Origin of the sequence: Streptomyces sp. SID9727 (genome assembly GCF_010550605.1) — a bacterium.
Taxonomy (GTDB): Bacteria; Actinomycetota; Actinomycetes; order Streptomycetales; family Streptomycetaceae; genus Streptomyces.
In genome coordinates this window covers 1-18,045 of the sequence record NZ_JAAGNI010000362.1, presented here as the reverse complement: position 1 = coordinate 18,045, position 18,045 = coordinate 1, and the positions used below count along the sequence as shown (strand labels likewise).

The window sequence follows — 18,045 nt, the reverse complement described above, 5'->3', positions numbered from 1 at the left end:
CCGCGGCCGTTCGCCGCGGGGCCCGTCCGTCACCCCGGGGCGGCCCGCGTCACCGGGCGATCGGCGCGGCCCCCGTGGCGGCCACGGACAGGTCCCACAGCCGCGCCGCCGCGTCCGGATCGACGGCGTACGCGCGCACGCCGCCGCCCTCGGGCGATGCGGGGTCGAAGAGGCCGGTGACCTCGCAGTCCTCCAGGTAGAGACCGCCCCGGCCGGCCAGGAGCGGGGACGTGGCCGCCCACAGGCCGGTGGCGGCGCCCTGGGACGGGTTCTTGAAGCCCTCGCCGATCACCCTGCCGTCCTCGTCCACCCATCCGCGCTCGACCTGCTCCTGGAGCGTCATGTCGCGCTGCAACCCGGTGATGATCGCCCCGGGGTGGAGCGCGAAGGCCCGCACGCCGTCGCCCCGGCCGAGCGCGTCGAGGTGCACGGCGAAGAGCACGTTGGCGGTCTTGGCCTGGCCGTACGCCTGCCACTTGTCGTAGCCCGTGCGGAAGTGCGGATCGTGCCACCGGATGTCCGTGATGTCGTGCCCGGCGGAGCTGTAGACCACGACCCGCGCCCCGTCACGGGCGGCGAGGAGCGGATACAGCTCGCAGGTGAGGGCGAAGTGCCCGAAGTGGTTCGCGGCGAACTGGCTCTCCCACCCGGGCCCGACGTGCCGCTCCGGGGTGGCCATGACCCCGGCGGTGGCGAAGAGCAGGTCGATCGTGGTCAGCCTCTCGCGGATGTGCGCCGCCGCCGCCCGTACGGTCCCGAGGTCGCACAGGTCCAGGGCGACGACCTCGACGTCGCCGCCCACCCCGTCGAGCGCGGCGCGGGCGGCATCGGGCCGCCGCGCGGGCACGATCACCCGCGCCCCGGCGGCGACGAGCGCGCGGGTCGTTTCGAGCCCGAGCCCGGAGTAACCCCCGGTCACGACGGCGGTCCGGCCGGAGAGGTCGAGCCCGGCGGTGACGTCCTGGGCGGTGCTGGCGGCGGAGAAGGGCGAGCCGAGCGGCTTCTGTTCGGTGTGGGTCATGACGACGAAGCTACGATCTAGACCTCGCTCTAGATCAAGTCCTACGCTCCACCTCATGACCACCATCACCGACACGCTGAGCATCGGCGAGGTGTCCGACCGCACCGGCCTCAGCGTCCACGCCCTCCGCTTCTACGAGCGCGAGGGCCTGCTCGTGGGCCCGGTGGACCGCACCTCCGGCGGCCGGCGCCGCTACAGCGCGCTGGATGTCGACTGGCTCCTGATCTGCGTGAAGCTGCGCGAATCCGGCATGCCCCTGGCCGAGCTGAAGCGGTTCGCCGGACTCGTACGCGAGGGCCCGGGCAACGAGGCCGAGCGCCTCCACCTGCTCGACACCCACCGCCGACGCGTCGACGCCCAGATCGCCGCCCTGGAGGAGTGCCGCTCGGTCATCACCTGGAAGGTCGGCGTCTACGCGGACCACCTGGCCAGGGGCGAGGCGAACGGCCTCTGGGACCCGACGACTTGAGCGCGTCGAAAGCCGGAGGCAACGGCCTGTCGGAAGCCCGCCGTCAGCCCAGGCCCGCCAGGTCCTCGGCGCTCAGCCGCAGGTCGCCCGCCGCGATGTTCTCCTCCAGGTGGGCGAGCGAACCGGTGCCGGGGATGAGCAGGACGTGGGGCGACCGGGCCAGCAGCCAGGCGAGCGCCACCTGCGGGACGGTGGCACCGTGCCGGTCGGCGACGGCCCTGAGCCGTTCGGCGGTCAGGGGCTGGAAGCCGCCGACGGGGTAGAACGGCACGTACGCGACGCCGTCCGCGGCGCAGGCGTCGACCAGGGCGTCGTCGTCGCGGCGCGCGATGTTGTACGCGTTCTGCACACAGGCGATCGGCGCCAGACCGCGCGCCCGCGTGTACTGGTCCAGCGACACGTTGGAGACGCCGATGTGCCGGATCAGGCCCTCCTCGCGCAGGGCCAGCAGCGTCTTCAGGGGTCCGTCGAGCGGGGCGTCCTCATGGCCCCGGTCGCCCAGGCGCAGGTTCACCACGTCGAGCCGGTCCAGGCCGAGCGACGTGAGGTTCGCCTCGACCCCGCGTCGCAGGCCGTCCGGTGTGAGACCGCGCTGTTCGGTGGCCGGCAGCGCGATGTCGGGGCCCTCGACCAGCGCCCCGACCTTGGTGACGATCACCAGGTCGTCCGGGTAGGGGTGCAGAGCGGCCCGGATCAGTTCATTCGCCGAAACACCGTCGCGGGCGTAGTAGTTCGAGGTGTCGATGTGATTGACCCCCAGCTCCACCGCCCGCCGCAGGACGGCGAGGGCCGCGTCCCGGTCGGGCCGCTCGCCCCGGGGCCACCCCGTCAGCTTCATCGCACCGTAGCCGACCCGGGCGACGCCCAAGTCCCCGCCCAAGGCCCATCGTTCGGATCTCATGCCCCCAACGTAAGGCACCCGGGACCACCACACCCACTGCCACGAGACGCGGCCCGCACGCTCAGGCCCGCCCTCCGGCGCACCGTGCGGCGCACGGCACCGACGACGGCCGCGCGTTCCCGCTCCCGCCCGTCCAGCCGCAACGGCGGGTTCGGCTCGTTCTCGTCGCTCATGCGGTCGTTCACCCCCTGCCACGGTCCATCGGGGCCCGGCGGACCGCGTCCGGCTCAGACCGAGCGCAGGCAGAAGGGGTGCCCGGCCGGGCTGGCGTAGACGCGGCTGCCGGTGCGGGTTTCCGCGGTGACCTCGTCGGTGGGCCGCAGTCGGGTGGCGCCGGCGTCGGTGGCCGTGCGGTCGGCGGTTGCGAGTGCGTCGACGCCGAAGTCGAGGTGCATCTGCTGGGAGGTGCCGTCAGGCCAGTTCGGTGCGGTGTGTCCGGGAGCGGACTGAACGACGATCACCGGGAGGCCGGGGGCCTGGATGAAGTGGTGGGTCGGCGTGCGGGTGAGGGAACCGCCGAGCAGCCGGTGCCAGAAGGAGCTCTCCTTCTCGATGTCGGCGGCATCGATGATCACGGAGGTCAGGGTGATGGGCATGAGGGTGTCCTGTTCGCACGGTCGGGGGTTGGTCAGACGGTCGGGATGATGCCGCCTCGGTGCGCTGAGGCAGTCGACTGGCGATCGAGGAGACGTGCACGACGACGCCGGAGCCCCGCTCGACCATTCCCGGCACCAGAGCACGGTCCAGGCGCACGGCGCTGAGGAGGTTCGTCTCCAGGTCCGCCTGCCATGACTCGTCCGACCGGCTCAGGGTCGGCGCCGGGGCGCTCGCGGCGCCCGCGTTGTTGACGAGCACGTCCACACCGCCCACCTGCTCGACGACTCGGCGGCCGAGGTCGGCCACGCCCTGTCGCGTGGAGAGGTCCGCCGCGAGGAAGGTGGCACCGCTGTCCTCTTCGGGCCGGCCGCGGGACGCCGTCAGTACGATCGCGCCCGCGGCGACGAAGCGGCGCACGGTCGCCGCGCCCAGGCCCCGGCTGCCACCGGTGACCAGCACCCGCAGGCCGGCCAGGCCCTCTTCGGTGTTCGGCATGGCACGTCTCCTCCGTAAGATGAACCTGACTCCGGAAACGGTACACGTAAACGGAACCGGACTCACCTTATGGAGGAGACGTCCCATGCCGCCCCCGCGCCCCCTGCGCGCTGACGCGCGACGCAATCGCGAGGCACTGCTGTCCGCGGCCCGCCAGGCGTTCCTCGGCGGCGACAGCGACGCGCACGTCGAGGACATCGCCCGCAGCGCCGGCGTCGCCGTCGGAACGCTGTACCGCCACTTCGAAACCCGCGAAGCGCTGATCGAGGAGGTCTACCGCACAGAGGTCGACGACCTGTGCGCCGCGCCCGGTGTCCTGCTGAACGAGCACCCGCCCGAGGAGGCGCTGCGGCGCTTCCTCCTGCTGCTCGTGGACCACGCGGCGGTGGGCAAGGGAATGTCCGGTGTGCTGGAGAGCATCATGGCGACGGACTCACCGGTCTTCGACGACGCACGCACCCGTATGGCGGGCGCCCTCACCCTGCTGCTCGACGCCGGCAGCGCGGCCGGCACCGTCCGCGACGACGTCACGGGCTCCACCCTGCTGCGCGCCCTGGGCGGCATCTGCGGAATGCGCGCCACCGAGGGCTGGCTGGCCGAGGCCCGGCAGATCACCGCCCTCCTCTTCGACGGCCTGCGAACCCGCATCCCGCAGTCGTCCTGACCAGGCGCCCGTCGCGGGCCGCCGGGCGCGCCTGCGCAACGCGGAAGGGGGCCCGCCCGAGCACGGCCCGCGCTACGAGCGCGCCCCCGGCGCATCCGCGCCGGCCGTCCCCGTCGTAGGCGAACTCCGGAACGACAGCAGCAGGGCCAGCGCGCAGCCGCAGGTGATCGCCCAGTCGGCCAGGTTCATCACGCTGAAGTCCCGGACGGCGATGAAGTCGACCACCGCGCCCTGGAAGTCGCCGGGGGCACGGAAGAGGCGGTCGGTGAGGTTGCCGAGGGCGCCGCCGAGGAGCAGGCCCAGGGCGATCGCCCACGGGGTGCTCGCCAGGCGGCGCGAGTAGCGGATCACGACGACGACCACGGCCGTGGCGACCAGGGTGAAGACGATCGTCGTCGCCTCGCCCATCCCGAACGCGGCGCCGGGGTTGCGCTGCACCCGCAGGACGAGCCAGTCCCCGAGGACGGACACGGTCGTACGGCCTTCGAGCTTCGCGACCACCGCCAGCTTGGTCCCGAGGTCGACGGCGTACGCGAGGGCCGCGACCGCCCACAGCAGGTAGGCGCGCCTCCGCACACCCGTGTCGCTCGTCGTCGTCTCCGGCATGCTCGCCCTCCTGGCGCTCGTCGCACCGCGAACGGCGCGCTTCCCGCAAGGAACGTATCCCGCTCAAGGGCTTCCCGTCACCGCCCGCTCCCGCAGCTCCCGGCGGAGGATCTTCCCCGAGGCCGCCCGGGGCACCGTCCCGATGAACTCGACCTCGCGCACCTTCTTGTACGGCGCCACCCGCTCCGCCACCCACCCCATCAGGCCCTCCGCCGTCACCGCCGCCCCCGGCGCGCGCACCACGTAGGCCTTCGGGATCTCGTTGCCGTCGGGGTCCCGGACGCCGATCACCGCCGCGTCCGACACGTCCTCGTGGCCGAGCAGCAGCGCCTCCAGCTCCGCGGGCGCGACCTGGTAGCCCTTGTACTTGATGAGCTCCTTCACGCGGTCGACCACGAAGAGCCAGCCCTCCTCGTCGACCCGGCCGACGTCACCGGTGTGCACCCAGCCCTCGGGGTCGATCATCGCGGCGGTGGCGTCGGGGCGGCCCAGGTAGCCCTTCATGACCTGGGGGCCCCGGATCAGGATCTCCCCGGGCTCGCCCTCCGGGGCGTCGAGCGCGGGGTCGTCCAGGGACACGATCCGCATCTCGGTGCTCGGGAGCAGGATGCCGACCGCGCCCGGCGGCGGGTTCTCGGCGGCGAGCGGGACGACGTGCGTGCCCGGGGAGAGTTCCGTCATGCCGTACGCCTGGCGGACCGGTGGCAGCCCCAGGCGGCGGGAGCACGCGGCGGCCAGGTCGGCGTCGAGCGGGGCGGCGGCGCTGACGATGTACTCCAGCGAGGACAGGTCGTAGCGGTCGACCACCGGGTGCTTCGCGAGGGCCAGGACGATCGGCGGGGCCACGTACAGGCCGTTGATGCGGTGCGTCTCGATCGCCGCCAGGAATTGCGCGAGGTCGAAGCGCGGGAGGACGACGACCGTGGCGCCCAGGCGCAGCGGGGCGTTCATCAGGGCCGTCAGGCCGTAGATGTGGAAGAAGGGGAGGACCGCCAGAATGCGGTGGCCCTCCCCCAGCGGCACGAACGGGCTCAGCTGTTCCAGGTTCGTCGCCATCGAGCGGTGCGTCAGCATGACGCCCTTCGGGGCGCCCGTCGTGCCCGAGGAGTACGGGAGGGCCGCGACGTCCTGCGCCGGGTCCACGGCCACCATCGGTTCCGGGGCGGTCGTGGTGAGCATGTCCAGGAGCGAGGCGTGCCCCTCCGCGTGGTCGCAGACGAACACCTCCTCGATGCCGCCCACGAGTTCGGCGGCCCGGCGCGCGACCGCGAGCAGCGGGGACACCGTGACGATCCAGCGCGCGGAGCAGTCGCGGAGCTGCTTCGCGAACTCCTCCGCCGTCGCCAGCGGGTGCACCGTCGTGACCGTGGCGCCCGCCCGGGTCGCGGCGTGGAAGACGGCCGGGTACGCGATGGTGTTCGGGCTGTGCAGGGCGAGCACGTCGCCCTTGACCAGGCCGGCGGCGGCGAGACCGGCGGCGATCCTGCGGTGGAACGCGTCGAGCTGCGCGTAGGTGAGGCGGCTGCTCTCGTTCGTCCCGTCGATCAGGGCGACGGTCTCCCCGAACCGCTCGGCGGCGTGCCCGAGCACCGCGTCGTGGATGGCGGTGTCGAGCGGCTGGACGTCGGGGTAATCGCTGCGGAACACGTGCGCCATGTCGGTCCCTTCGATACGGGGGAGGTGGCCTCTCGCGTACGTACGACTGTGGCGCCCCTCAGTACGACTTGGGGAGACCCAGGCTCTGGTGGGATACGTAGTTGAGGATCATTTCCCGGCTGACCGGGGCGATCCGCGCCACCCGTGCCCCCGTGATCAGCGAAGCGAGCCCGTACTCACGCGTCAGCCCGTTGCCGCCCAGCGTGTGCACCGCCTGGTCCACCGCCTTCACGCACGCCTCGCCCGCCGCGTACTTCGCCATGTTCGCCGCCTCGCCCGCGCCGGCGTCGTCGCCCGCGTCGTACAGCCGGGCGGCCTTCTGCATCATCAGGCGGGCCAGTTCGAGCTCGATGTGGGCCTGGGCCAGCGGGTGGGCGATGGCCTGGTGGGCGCCGATGGGCTCCTTCCAGACCTGGCGGGTCTTCGCGTACTCGACTGCCCGGCCCAGCGCGTAACGCCCCATCCCGATGCCGAAGGCCGCGGTCATGATGCGTTCGGGGTTCAGCCCGGCGAAGAGCTGGAGCAGCCCCGCGTCCTCATCCCCCACCAGCGCATCCGCCGGCAGCCGCACGTCGTCCAGGACCAGTTCGAACTGCTTCTCCGGGGCGTGGACCTCCATGTCGATCCGCGACCGCTGGAAGCCGGGCGTCTCGCGCGGGACGATGAACAGGCAGGCCTTGAGCCTGCCGGTCCTCGCGTCCTCCGTGCGGCCGACGATGAGCGTGGCGTCCGCGATGTCGACGCCGGAGACGAAGACCTTGCGGCCGGTGAGCAGCCAGTCCCCGCCGTCCCGGCGCGCCGTGGTCGTGATGCGGTGCGAGTTGGAGCCGGCGTCCGGCTCGGTGATGCCGAACGCCATGGTGAGGGAGCCGTCGGCGAGGCCCGGGAGCCACTGCCGCTTCTGCTCCTCCGTGCCGAAGCGGGCGATCACCGTGCCGCAGATCGCGGGCGACACGATCATCATCAGGAGCGGCGAGCCGGAGGCGCCCAACTCCTCCAGGACAATGGACAGTTCCGCCATTCCGGCGCCACCGCCCCCGTACTCCTCGGGGAGGTTCACGCCGAGGAAGCCCGCCTTCGCGGCCTCCGCCCACAGCTCGCGGGGGTGGCCGCCCTCGCTGACGAGGGACTGCATGTACGCGCGGCCGTAGCGCTTCCCGAGGGCGGCGACGGCCGCGCGCAGGGCCTGGTGCTCTTCGGTTTCGAGGACGGTGCTCGTGCTCATGCGGGCTGCTCCTCAGCGGGGTCGGTGACTACGGCGAGCAGGGCGCCGACCTCCACCTGGAGGCCGGGCGCGGCGTGCAGGGCGGTGAGGGTGCCGGAGGCGGGGGCGAGGACGCGGTGCTCCATCTTCATCGCCTCCAGCCAGATCAGCGGCTGCCCGGCGACCACGGCGGCCCCCTCCGCGAGGCCGTCCGCGAGGCGGACCACCGTGCCGGGCATGGGGGCGAGCAGGGAGCCGGGCTCGGTGCGGCCGGCCGGGTCCGTGAAGCGGGGCAGGGCGGTGAAGGTGTACGCGCCGGAGGCGGTGTCCACGTACGCCTTGGTGTCGTGGACGGTCACGTGGAAGGTCCGCGTCACCCCGTCGGTCTCCAGCGTGACGCGGGCCCGGCCCGCCGACACGACGCGGACGCCGTCGGCTCCGCCGACGGTCAGCCCTTCCCGGGTCGGACGGTACGTGATCTCGTGGCCGGCCCCGTCCGGTTCGCTGCGGTAGCGCCGGAGCTGGGGCTGCGAGGGGAGGTTGCGCCAGGCGCCGAAGCGGGTGAAGCCGCCCCGGGTGGTGGAGGTGGCGTTGCGGGCCGCCTCGGCGACGGCGGCCGCGGTGGCGGCGAGCCGGACGGACGCCTCGTCCGCCGGAGCCGTCAGGGCCCCCAGGTGGCGCTCGTAGAACCCGGTGTCCAGCCGCCCGCCCAGGAAGTCCGGGTGCCGCAGCGACCGGACGAGCAGGTCCCGGTTGGTCACCGGCCCGTGGATGCGCGCCCGCTCCAGCGCGCGGGCGAGCAACCGGACCGCCTCGGTCCGGGTCGGCGCCCGGGCGATCACCTTGGCGATCATCGGGTCGTAGTGCACGCCGATCGTGTCGCCGCCGGTGTACCCGGTGTCGAGGCGCACCCCCGGCTCCTCCGGCACGTCGAGCGAGAGCAGTGCTCCGGTCTGCGGCTGCCAGTCTCGCGACGGATCCTCCGCGTACAACCGGGCCTCCACGGCGTGCCCGGCCGGGGACGGGGGCCCGTCGGCGGGCAGCGGCTCGCCCTCCGCGATCCGGAGCTGGAGCGCGACGAGGTCGAGCCCGAACACCTCCTCGGTCACCGGGTGTTCCACCTGGAGGCGCGTGTTCATCTCCAGGAAGTACGGCCGCCCGTCCTCGGCGACCAGGAACTCCACGGTCCCGGCCCCCCGGTACCCCACGGCCCGGGCGGCGGCCACCGCGGCCTCGTGCAGGCGCCCCCGCAGCTCGTCCGGCAGGCCCGGCGCCGGCGCCTCCTCGATGACCTTCTGGTGGCGGCGCTGGAGCGAGCAGTCCCGGGTCCCCAGCGCCCACACCCCGTCGTGCTCGTCCGCCATCACCTGGACCTCGACGTGCCGGCCGCGCTCCACGTACGGCTCGGCGAACACCTCGCCGTCCCCGAACGCGGACAGCGCCTCGGCCCCGGCGGCCGTCAGCTCGCCGGGCAGATCGACCAGTTCCCGGACGATCCGCATGCCGCGTCCGCCGCCGCCGGCCGCCGCCTTCAGCAGCAGCGGCAGGTCCTCGGCGGTCGCGGCGGCCGGGTCCACCGGCGCGAGCAGCGGCACCCCGGCGGCGGCCATCAGCTCCTTGGCACGGGTCTTCGACGCCATCAGCTCGATCGCCTTGACCGGCGGCCCGATCCACCGCAGCCCGGCGTCCTGCACGGCGGCGGCGAAGTCCGCGTTCTCGGAGAGGAACCCGTAGCCGGGATGCACGGCGTCCGCCCCGGCCGCGAGCGCGGCGGCCACCACGAGATCGCCGCGCAGATACGTATCGGCGGGGGCCGCGCCCGGCAGCCGCACGGCGGTGTCGGCCTCCCGGACGTGCAGGGCGCCGGCGTCCGCGTCCGCGTACACGGCGACGGTGGCGATGCCGAGGGCCCGGCAGGTCCGGAAGATCCGGCAGGCGATCTCGCCCCGGTTGGCGACGAGCAGGCTGGTGATCACTTCACTCCTCACATCCGGAAGACGCCGAAGCCGCCCCGGGCGCCCTCGACCGGTGCGGTGTGGATGGCGGACAGGCACAGGCCGAGCACGGTCCGGGTGTCGCGCGGGTCGATCACCCCGTCGTCGTACAACCGCCCGGACAGGAACATCGGCAGGGACTCGGACTCGATCTGCTGCTCGACCATCGCGCGCAGGGCGGCGTCCGCCTCGTCGTCGTACGGACGGCCCTTCGCGGCGGCCGAGGCGCGCGCGACGATGGAGAGCACCCCGGCCAGCTGCTGCGGGCCCATGACGGCGGACTTGCTGCCCGGCCAGGCGAAGAGGAAGCGCGGGTCGTAGGCCCGGCCGCACATCCCGTAGTGCCCGGCGCCGTACGAGGCGCCCATCAGGACCGACAGGTGCGGGACCTTCGAGTTCGAGACGGCGTTGATCATCATCGCGCCGTGCTTGATGATGCCGCCCTGCTCGTACTCCTTGCCGACCATGTAGCCGGTGGTGTTGTGGAGGAAGAGCAGCGGGACGTCGCGCTGGTTGGCGAGTTGGATGAACTGCGCGGCCTTCTGCGACTCCTCGCTGAAGAGGACGCCCTGCGCGTTGGCGAGGATGCCGACCGGGTAGCCGTGCAGCGCCGCCCATCCCGTGACCAGGCTCGTGCCGTACAGCGGTTTGAACGCGTCGAAGTCCGAGCCGTCGACCAGCCGGGCGATCACCTCGCGCGGGTCGAACGGCACCTTCAGGTCGCCGGGCACGATCCCGATCAGCTCGTCCTCGTCGTACTTCGGCGGCTCGGCGGGGCCCGGGTCGGCGTGCGCCTTGCGCCAGTTGAGGCGGGCGACGATGCGGCGGGCCTGGCGCAGGGCGTCGTGCTCGTCCACGGCGAAGTGGTCGGCGAGCCCCGACTTACGGGCGTGCATCGCGGCGCCGCCGAGCGATTCGTCGTCGCTCTCCTCGCCGGTCGCCATCTTGACCAGGGGCGGTCCGCCGAGGAAGACCTTCGAGCGTTCCTGGATCATGACCGTGTGGTCGGACATGCCGGGGACGTACGCGCCTCCGGCCGTCGAGTTGCCGAAGACCACGGCGACGGTCGGGATGCCGGCGGCGGAGAGCCGGGTGAGGTCGCGGAAGAGCGCGCCGCCCGGGATGAATATCTCCTTCTGCGACGGGAGATCGGCGCCCCCGGACTCGACCAGGCTGATGACCGGCAGCCGGTTGGCGAAGGCGATCTCGTTCGCGCGCAGGGCCTTCTTCAGCGTCCACGGATTCGACGCTCCGCCGCGCACGGTCGGGTCGTTGGCGGTGATCAGGCACTCCACGCCCGCCACCACCCCGATCCCGGTCACGAGCGACGCGCCGACCGCGTACTCGCTGCCCCAGGCCGCGAGCGGCGACAGCTCCAGGAACGGCGTGTCCGGGTCGACGAGCAGCTCGACGCGCTCCCGGGCGAGCAGCTTCCCGCGCTTGCGGTGCCGCTCGACGTACTTCTCGCCGCCGCCCTCCAGCGCCTTGGCGTGCGCGGCCTCCAGCTCGGCCAGCTTGTCGAGCATGGCGGCCCGGTTGGCCGCGTAGTCGGGGCTCGCGGTGTCGAGCCCGGTGGGCAGGACGGTCATGCGGGCACCTCCAGAAGGGTCACGGGTATCTCCAGGTGGCGGGCGCGGAGCCACTCCCCCAGCGCCTTGGCCTGCGGGTCGAACCGGTGCTGCGCGGCGACGCCCTCACCCAGCAGCCCGTGCACGGTGAAGTTCAGCGCCCGGAGGTTGGGCAGGACATGGCGTACGACGGTGAGCCCGCCGGTCTCCGGGAGGAGCGCGCGGAAGCGGTCGACGGTCAGCTCGTGCGCCAGCCACCGCCACGCGGGCTCGTCCCGCACCCACACCCCGACGTTGGCGTCCCCGCCCTTGTCCCCGCTCCGGGCCCCGGCGACCCGGCCGAGCGGGACACGGTGGGTGGGCCCGGGCTCCAACGGCGTCGGCAGGGGCGGCTGTTCGACGTCGCGCAGCGCCTGCGTGCGGGCCGGGTGCGCGACGGGCTGCCGCGTCCCGTCGGGCAGTACGGCGAGGTGCTCCACGTCCTCCGCCGGTACGTACCGCGCTTCGAACACCCCGTACGGCGCACCCTTCCCGGGCGGGGCGGTGACATGGAAACCGGGGTAGCTTCCGAGGGCCAGCTCGATCGCCGCGCCGGACAACGCGCGTCCCACGGGCTCCTGTTCGCGGTCCCGGACCACCAGCCGGAGCAGGGCGCTCGCGGTCTCCTCGGTGCCGGCGTCGGCCCGGTCCGTGCGGACCAGCTCCCAGCGGACTTCCCCGGGCCGCCGTCCGGCGCGTGCGAAGGCGTCCGCGAACTGGTCCCGCACGAGCGCCGCCTTGGCCTCGATGTCGAGCCCGGTGAGCACGAAGACGACCTCGTTGCGCCAGCCGCCGAGCCGGGTGAGCCCGGCCTTGAGCGTGGGCGGCGGGGCCTCGCCGCGTACGCCGGTGATCGCGACGCGGTCGGGCCCGTCCTGCGTGAGCCGTACGGTGTCGAGCCGGGCGGTGACGTCGGGCCCCGCGTACCGGGCGCCGCCGGTCTCGTACAGGAGCTGGGCGGTGACCGTGCCGAGGTCGACGACGCCCCCGGTGCCGTCGTGCTTGGTGATCACGGAGCTGCCGTCGGCGTGGATCTCCGCGACCGGGAAGCCGGGGCGGCGGATGTCGTGGTCCCGGAAGAAGGCGTAGTTGCCGCCCGTGGCCTGCGTCCCGCACTCCAGGACGTGCCCGGCGACGACGGCCCCGGCGAGCGCGTCGTGGTCCTCGGGGCCCCAGCCGAAGTGGGCGGCGGCTGGGCCGGTGACGAGGGCGGCGTCCGTCACCCGGCCGGTGACGACGACCTCGGCACCGGCCCGCAGGCACGCCGCGATGCCCGCGCCCCCAAGGTACGCGTTCGCGGTCAGGAAACCGTCCGGTACGGGGATGTTGTCGCCCTCCACATGCGCCACCCGCACCGGCACCCCGGCCTTCTCGGCCAGCTCCCGGATGGCGTCGGCGAGCCCGGCCGGGTTCAGGCCGCCCGCGTTGGCGACGATCCGCACCCCGCGCTCGCGGGCGAGGCCGAGTCCGTCCTCCAGCTGCCGCAGGAACGTGGTGGCGTAGCCGCGCGCCGGGTCCTTGAGGCGGTTGCGGCCGAGGATGAGCATGGTCAGCTCGGCGAGGTAGTCCCCGGTGAGGACGTCGAGCGGGCCGCCGGTGAGCATCTCGCGCAGGGCGTCGAAGCGGTCGCCGTAGAACCCGGAGGCGTTGCCGATGCGAAGGGGGGCCGGGGGTGCGGTCGCGAGGGGCGCGGCTCCGGCGGGAACGGTCCCGGGCCCCGTCATCGCTCCCCCTTCGGCGCCCGCCCCGCCCCCGCGGGCCCCGCGAACGCCTGGGCGATCGACAGCCAGGCGTCCGCGTCCGCCCCCTCCGCGCGCACCGCCAGGTCGTCGCGGTGGGCGCGCTGCGTGACGAGGAGGCAGAAGTCGTGCAGCGGCCCGGTGACCCGCTGGCCGGCGTCCTCGGGGCCGTAGGTGATCAGCTCACCGCCCGGCGCGGTGAGTTCCACCCGGAACTCCCCGGCGGGCGGTTGCTTCCCCCGTACGAAGAAGGCGTAGTCGCGGGCCCGGACCCCGATGCGGGCCACGTGCCGCAGCCGGGCGGTGGGGGTGCGGGCGGCCCCGAGGGCGTCGGCGACGTCCTGCCCGTGGGCCCAGGTCTCCATGAGCCGCCCGGTCGCCATGGAGGCGACGCTCATCGGCGGCCCGTACCAGGGGAACTTCGTCCCGGCGGGCGCCGCGCGCAGGGCCTCCTGCAAGCGCTCACGCCCTTCCCGCCAGCGGACGAGCAGCGCGTCCGGCGGGTACGCGGCGACGACCTCCTCGGCGGCCCGGTCCACGAAGCCCTCGGGGTCCTCCACGGCCTTCGCCACCTCGTCCCCGAAGCGGGCGGGGTCGGTGACGGAGATCAGCGCGACGTCGTCCGTCCAGCTCAGGTGGGCGATCTGGTGGGCGAGGGTCCACCCCTCGGCCGGGGTCTCCCCGGCCCACTGTCTCGCGGTGGCCCCGGCGACGAGCAGGTCGAGCTCCTGGCTCTCGCTGCGCAGATCGTCCAGCACGGCTGAGGCATCGGACACGGTGCGCTCCCCTCGGGGCGTGACGGCGTGCCCGGGAGCCTGCCAGCGCGCCGTAAAACAATCAAGCATGCTTGCATGATTTTTTTACGCGCGTGCGGCCGCTGTCAGCCCGCGGGGGGAGGACCGGAGTGTCCGGGCGCGTGGTGGGCGGTCGCGAAATGCGCCGCGCTCTCCTCGTCCGCCGGGTAGTACAGCTCGATCGCGATCTCGTCCAGCGTGATGTCCATCGGGGTGCCGAAGGTGGTGATGGTCGAGAACATCCGCACCTCGCGGCCGCCGAGCCGCAGGATCATCGGGATCACGACATCGGCCCCGGCGGCGATCGACGCGCCCTCCGCCTCGTCCCCGCCGGGTGCCAGCAGCTCGTCGTACAGGGCGGCGAGACGGGCGTCGGGGGCGGCGGCGAGCTGACGGCCGACGCGGGCCCGGAACACCGTCCGCACGTCGGCGAGGTTGACGACCAGGGGCGCGAAGCCGCGCGGGTCCAGGCCCAGGCGCACGAGGTTGACCGGGGGGCGCAGCAGCTCGGGGGCGACGCCCGCGAAGAACGGCTCGACGGCCCGGTTGGCGCGCACGATGTCCCAGTGGCGGTCGAAGGCCACCGCCGGATACGGCTCGTGCGCCCGCAGGACCCGCTCGACCGCTTCCCGGGCCGCGTCCAGCGCACCGTGGCCCAGGGGGCGTTCCGCGTACCGGGGCGCGAAGCCGGCCGCGAGGAGCAGCCGGTTGCGCTCGCGCAGGGGGACGCCCAGGTGCTCCGCCAGCCGGAGGACCATGTCGGCGCTGGGGTGCGACTTGCCGGTCTCCACGAGGCTGACGTGCCGGGGCGAGACGCCGGCCGAGAGGGCCAGGTCGAGCTGGCTGACGCCCCGGCGGTGGCGCCAGTGCCGCAGGAGTTCGCCGACGGTCCGCACGAGCGCCGACCGTACCCGCCGCCGGGGCCGTCCGCCATGACATGGCATGTCATCGACAGCCGGGGCGGCGGCGGAAAACATGGGCCGCATGAGCGGAGAGAACAAGGACATCGTGGGGCGGGCCCTGGCCACCCTGCTCGAATCCGGCAGCGCCGAGGCCGTCGCCCCGTTCCTGGGCGACGGCTTCAGGCACCACCGGCCCGACGGGACCTCGTCGGACAAGGCGGAGTGGCTGGCCGCCGTGGCGGCGGCGCTCGGCCCGACCGCCGGGATGGAGGTCGGGATCGATCACCTGCTGGCCGACGGCGACCACGTCGTGGTGCACTCGCGGCGCCGCCTCCCCGACGGCGGCCCGGAGATCGTGGTGGTCGACATCTGGCGCGTCGAGGAGGGGCTGATCGCGGAGGGGTGGGAGATCATCGAGCCCGTGGCGCGGGCTGCCGCGAACCTGACGTGGTGGGCTCCGGACGAGGGCTGACCGCCCGCTCCGGCCGCCCGCCGCCGGACGTGCGCGGCAGCGTCGGGCCGGTCCGGTTCACCGAGCTGGACCGGACCGTCTCGGGCATCAGCCGCCGCATGCTCACCCTGCACCTGCGAGGGCTGGAGCGCGACGGGCTGCTGATCCGGACCGTCCGTCCGACGGTGCCGCCCACGGTGGGGTACAGCCTCACGCCGATGGCCCGCGAGCCGCACGCGACCCTCACCGGGCCCGTGGGCTGGGCGGAGCGCCACCGGGGGGACATCACGGCGGCCCGCGCCGCGTTCGACGCGGGCACCCCGGCGGCACCCTGACCGGCTACCGCTTCGCGGCCCCCCGCACCTGGCTCCGCACCGCCCCCATGCTCGCCCCGATGACCAGCGCGATGGCGAGGGCGTCCGTGGCGGACAGGGCCTGGTGGAGGATGAGGAAGCCGGCCAGGGCGGCGATCGCGGGTTCCAGGCTCATCAGGATGGCGAAGGTGGGCGCGGGCAGGCGGCGCAGGGCGATGAGCTCCAGGGTGTACGGGAGTACGGAGCTGAGCACCGCGACGGCCGCGCCGAGCCCGAGCGTCGTGGGCGCGAGGAGCTTGGAGCCCGCGTCCATGATGCCGAGGGGGAGCGAGAGGAGGGCGGCGACCACCATGGCCAGGGCGAGGCCGTCGGCCTGCGGGAAGCGGCGGCCGGTACGGGCGCTGAAGACGATGTACGCCGCCCACATCGCTCCGGCCCCCAGCGCGTAGGCGGCGCCCGCCGGGTCGATCCGGTCGAAGCCTTCCCCAACTCCTCGGCCCCCCTCGAACAGGGGGGACCCCATCCCGCTGAGCAGGGCGACGCCGGCGAGGGCGAGGCCCGCCCAGACGACGTTGACCAGGCGGCGCGAGGCGATCACGGACAGGGCCAGCGGACCGAGCACTTCGAGGGTGACGGCCGCGCCGAGCGGGATGCGGTCGACGGCCTGGTAGAACAGCGTGTTCATGGCGCCCATGGCGATGCCGAAGGCGGCCACGGTGCCCCAGTCGGCGCGCGAGTGGCCGCGCAGCTTCGGGCGGCAGACGACGAGCAGGACGAGCGCCGCGGCGGCCAGCCGCAGCGTGACGACACCGAGCGCCCCGGCCCGGGGCATCAGCAGCACGGCGACGGCGGCGCCGAACTGCACGGACAGCCCGCCCGCGACGACCAGCGCGACCGGGGCGAGCGCGGCCCGCCGCCCCCCGCCCCGCTTCCTCTCACCGAGATCCGGCGAGGCGACCGCTTCCGGCACGGCGACGGCGGCGGCTGCGGCCGGTTCTGCGGCGGTGGTCTGGTCGTTCACCCGGGGCCTGTCCTTCTGAGTCCTGACGGTCGGCAGTACATTGCAGTGCACTGTCGCATATACAGTACTGCACTTTCTGGGCGCAGCCCCCCACCCACCGTACGAACCCCGCGCACTTATCCCGCAAGGGCGGGTTCTCGATAGACGGTCAGAAATTGACAAGTTGAAAACAAAAACAGAACAGAGGTCACCACAAGTTCTTCCCAACTGGTTCCCCAATTCTCATATAGTGACGGGGACTTACCCGTGAATCAGCTGTTCCCGTTGTCCCGCTTGTCTCTGGTGCCACGCTCGCCCGAACCGTCCCGTCCGCCGTCGTCCGCCCCAAGGACTCCGCTTTGCGCCCCTCCACCCGGCCGACCGCACTGGCCCTCGCGGTCACGGCGGCCCTCACCGCAGCCCTGAGCGTGTGGGCGACCTTCGCCGCTCCCGAATCGGCCAGGACCGCGGTGGCCTGGGGCTCCGGCGGGGCCGCCGTGCTCCTCGTGGCCGCCGTCACCACCGCCGTCCACGCCCGGGCCACGGTGCGCCGGCTCCGCGAGACGCACGCCGCCGAGAGCGCCCGGTTCACGGCGGAGGTCTCCCGGCTGGTCTCGGCCTCCGCCTCCGAGGCCCAGCGGTTCACCGCGGAGAGCGCCCGCGTCAAGGCGACCGCCGCCGCCGAGACGGCGAAGGCCAAGGAGGAGGCCGAGACGGCCGCCGCCCGCCTCACCGCGGAGAACGCCCGGCTCAAGGCCCGCGCCTCGCGCGCCGAGACCGAGCGCTCCGCGGCCCTCACCGCCTGCGCCAACGCGGCCGGCCGGATGCAGGCCCTGGCCACGAGCATGCTGGCCGACCTCCGCGAGATGGAGCACCGGCACACCGCGGAGGACGTCCTCACCGACCTGCTCCACCTGGACCACCGCACCGCCCAGGCCGGCCGCCTCGCCGACTCCATCGCCGTGCTCACCGGCGCCCGCTCCGGACGGCGCTGGGCCAAGCCCATCGTCATGGAGTCCGTGCTGCGCGGCGCGATGGGCCGGATCAGCGGCTACCAGCGCGTCCGGCTCCACTCCACCAGCGACGTCGCCGTCACCGGCCACGCCGCGGAGGGCGTCATGCACGCCCTGGCCGAGCTCCTCGACAACGCGGCGAACTTCTCGCCGCCCACCGCCGAGGTCCATGTGTACGTGGAGGAGGTCCCGGCCGGGATCGTCGTCACCGTCGAGGACAGCGGCCTCGTCATGAGCGACGTGCAGCTGCGCCGGGCGGAGCGCGCGGTCGCCGCCGACGACACCGGCCTCACCGGCCTGACCGGCACCCGCCTCGGGCTCGCCGTCGTCGGCCGGCTGGCCCGCAAGCACGGGCTGACCGTCTCGTTCCGCCCGTCCGCGCGCGGCGGCACGGGCGCGCTGATGATGCTCCCGCAGGAGATCGTCACCCGCGCCACCGCGGTCCGGACCGCTCCGGACACGTCCGCCCCGGCGCCGGCCTCCTCGGCGTCCGCGCCCACCGAGCCCGAGCCCGTCCACACCCTGGGGACGGACCCCGCGGCCCCGGAGCCCATGCGCTCCGACTCCGCCTCGGACACCACCGGCCATCTTCCGAAGTTCGGCGAGAGCGGCCTGCCC

The 18,045-nt window shown here is 73.8% G+C and carries 17 protein-coding genes and 1 pseudogene; 5 read left to right on the top strand and 13 right to left on the bottom strand.

The window, feature by feature from the left end; genetic code table 11:
* Nucleotides 1–49 precede the first annotated feature (49 nt).
* Complete coding sequence (locus G3I41_RS25310; RefSeq protein WP_164402682.1) at nt 50–1,021, bottom strand: oxidoreductase; 972 nt, start codon at nt 1,019–1,021, stop codon at nt 50–52.
* Nucleotides 1,022–1,076: 55 nt separating this feature from the next.
* On the opposite strand from G3I41_RS25310, the gene G3I41_RS25305 reads away from it, so the two are divergent.
* Nucleotides 1,077–1,490 carry a MerR family transcriptional regulator gene (locus G3I41_RS25305; protein WP_164402681.1) on the top strand — a complete coding sequence of 138 codons (414 nt, stop codon included), beginning with the start codon at nt 1,077–1,079 and terminating at the stop codon, nt 1,488–1,490.
* Between the two features lie 43 nt (nt 1,491–1,533).
* On the opposite strand, the gene G3I41_RS25300 is transcribed toward G3I41_RS25305, so the two are convergent.
* From G3I41_RS25300 to G3I41_RS25290, 3 genes and pseudogenes are all read right to left on the bottom strand, one after another.
* Complete coding sequence (locus tag G3I41_RS25300) at nt 1,534–2,391, bottom strand: oxidoreductase (protein WP_164402680.1); 858 nt, start codon at nt 2,389–2,391, stop codon at nt 1,534–1,536.
* Nucleotides 2,392–2,618: 227 nt separating this feature from the next.
* On the bottom strand, nt 2,619–2,987 hold the full coding sequence (locus G3I41_RS25295) for a VOC family protein (protein ID WP_164402679.1): 369 nt from the start codon (nt 2,985–2,987) through the stop codon (nt 2,619–2,621).
* A 49-nt stretch (nt 2,988–3,036) separates the two neighbouring features.
* A pseudogene (locus G3I41_RS25290) lies at nt 3,037–3,483 on the bottom strand (SDR family NAD(P)-dependent oxidoreductase); the annotation flags it as partial.
* A gap of 85 nt (nt 3,484–3,568) precedes the next feature.
* Between G3I41_RS25290 and G3I41_RS25285 the strand changes: the two are divergent.
* Nucleotides 3,569–4,147: a TetR/AcrR family transcriptional regulator gene (locus tag G3I41_RS25285; protein ID WP_164402678.1), complete on the top strand. Its 579-nt coding sequence runs from the start codon at nt 3,569–3,571 to the stop codon at nt 4,145–4,147.
* Nucleotides 4,148–4,219: 72 nt separating this feature from the next.
* On the opposite strand, the gene lspA is transcribed toward G3I41_RS25285, so the two are convergent.
* The 8 genes from lspA to G3I41_RS25245 form a co-directional block, all read right to left on the bottom strand.
* Nucleotides 4,220–4,753: a signal peptidase II gene (lspA, locus tag G3I41_RS25280; protein ID WP_164402677.1), complete on the bottom strand. Its 534-nt coding sequence runs from the start codon at nt 4,751–4,753 to the stop codon at nt 4,220–4,222.
* A gap of 63 nt (nt 4,754–4,816) precedes the next feature.
* Nucleotides 4,817–6,409, bottom strand: coding sequence for an AMP-binding protein (locus G3I41_RS25275; protein ID WP_164402676.1), 1,593 nt, complete (start codon nt 6,407–6,409; stop codon nt 4,817–4,819).
* 58 nt (nt 6,410–6,467) lie between these two features.
* The gene (locus tag G3I41_RS25270) at nt 6,468–7,634 is read right to left on the bottom strand and encodes an acyl-CoA dehydrogenase family protein (RefSeq protein ID WP_164402675.1); all 1,167 of its coding nucleotides are present in this window, start codon (nt 7,632–7,634) and stop codon (nt 6,468–6,470) included.
* Complete coding sequence (locus G3I41_RS25265) at nt 7,631–9,589, bottom strand: biotin carboxylase N-terminal domain-containing protein (RefSeq protein ID WP_164402674.1); 1,959 nt, start codon at nt 9,587–9,589, stop codon at nt 7,631–7,633. Before G3I41_RS25265 ends, G3I41_RS25270 begins: the two co-directional genes overlap by 4 nt.
* Nucleotides 9,590–9,597: 8 nt before the next feature.
* Nucleotides 9,598–11,196 (bottom strand): carboxyl transferase domain-containing protein, encoded by a 1,599-nt coding sequence (locus G3I41_RS25260; protein ID WP_164402673.1) that lies wholly within the window; start codon nt 11,194–11,196, stop codon nt 9,598–9,600.
* Nucleotides 11,193–12,938: an acyclic terpene utilization AtuA family protein gene (locus tag G3I41_RS25255; protein ID WP_164402672.1), complete on the bottom strand. Its 1,746-nt coding sequence runs from the start codon at nt 12,936–12,938 to the stop codon at nt 11,193–11,195. The genes G3I41_RS25260 and G3I41_RS25255 overlap by 4 nt, the downstream gene beginning before the upstream one ends.
* Nucleotides 12,935–13,729: a TIGR03084 family metal-binding protein gene (locus G3I41_RS25250; protein ID WP_164402671.1), complete on the bottom strand. Its 795-nt coding sequence runs from the start codon at nt 13,727–13,729 to the stop codon at nt 12,935–12,937. Before G3I41_RS25250 ends, G3I41_RS25255 begins: the two co-directional genes overlap by 4 nt.
* A gap of 104 nt (nt 13,730–13,833) precedes the next feature.
* Nucleotides 13,834–14,643 carry a helix-turn-helix transcriptional regulator gene (locus G3I41_RS25245; RefSeq protein ID WP_164402670.1) on the bottom strand — a complete coding sequence of 270 codons (810 nt, stop codon included), beginning with the start codon at nt 14,641–14,643 and terminating at the stop codon, nt 13,834–13,836.
* Nucleotides 14,644–14,731: 88 nt separating this feature from the next.
* On the opposite strand from G3I41_RS25245, the gene G3I41_RS25240 reads away from it, so the two are divergent.
* Both G3I41_RS25240 and G3I41_RS25235 read left to right on the top strand, forming a co-directional pair.
* On the top strand, nt 14,732–15,121 hold the full coding sequence (locus G3I41_RS25240) for a nuclear transport factor 2 family protein (protein WP_164402669.1): 390 nt from the start codon (nt 14,732–14,734) through the stop codon (nt 15,119–15,121).
* Nucleotides 15,118–15,435, top strand: a complete 318-nt coding sequence (locus G3I41_RS25235; protein WP_203601629.1) for a helix-turn-helix domain-containing protein — start codon at nt 15,118–15,120, stop codon at nt 15,433–15,435. Before G3I41_RS25240 ends, G3I41_RS25235 begins: the two co-directional genes overlap by 4 nt.
* Before the next feature lie 4 nt (nt 15,436–15,439).
* Here G3I41_RS25235 and G3I41_RS25230 read toward each other — a convergent pair whose 3' ends face one another.
* A complete protein-coding gene (locus tag G3I41_RS25230) occupies nt 15,440–16,435 on the bottom strand; it encodes an EamA family transporter (RefSeq protein ID WP_164402667.1) in 996 nt (331 codons plus the stop codon).
* 338 nt (nt 16,436–16,773) lie between these two features.
* Between G3I41_RS25230 and G3I41_RS25225 the strand changes: the two genes are divergently transcribed.
* Nucleotides 16,774–18,045 (top strand): ATP-binding protein (locus G3I41_RS25225; RefSeq protein ID WP_164402666.1); only part of this gene is annotated, 1,272 nt, incomplete at its 3' end.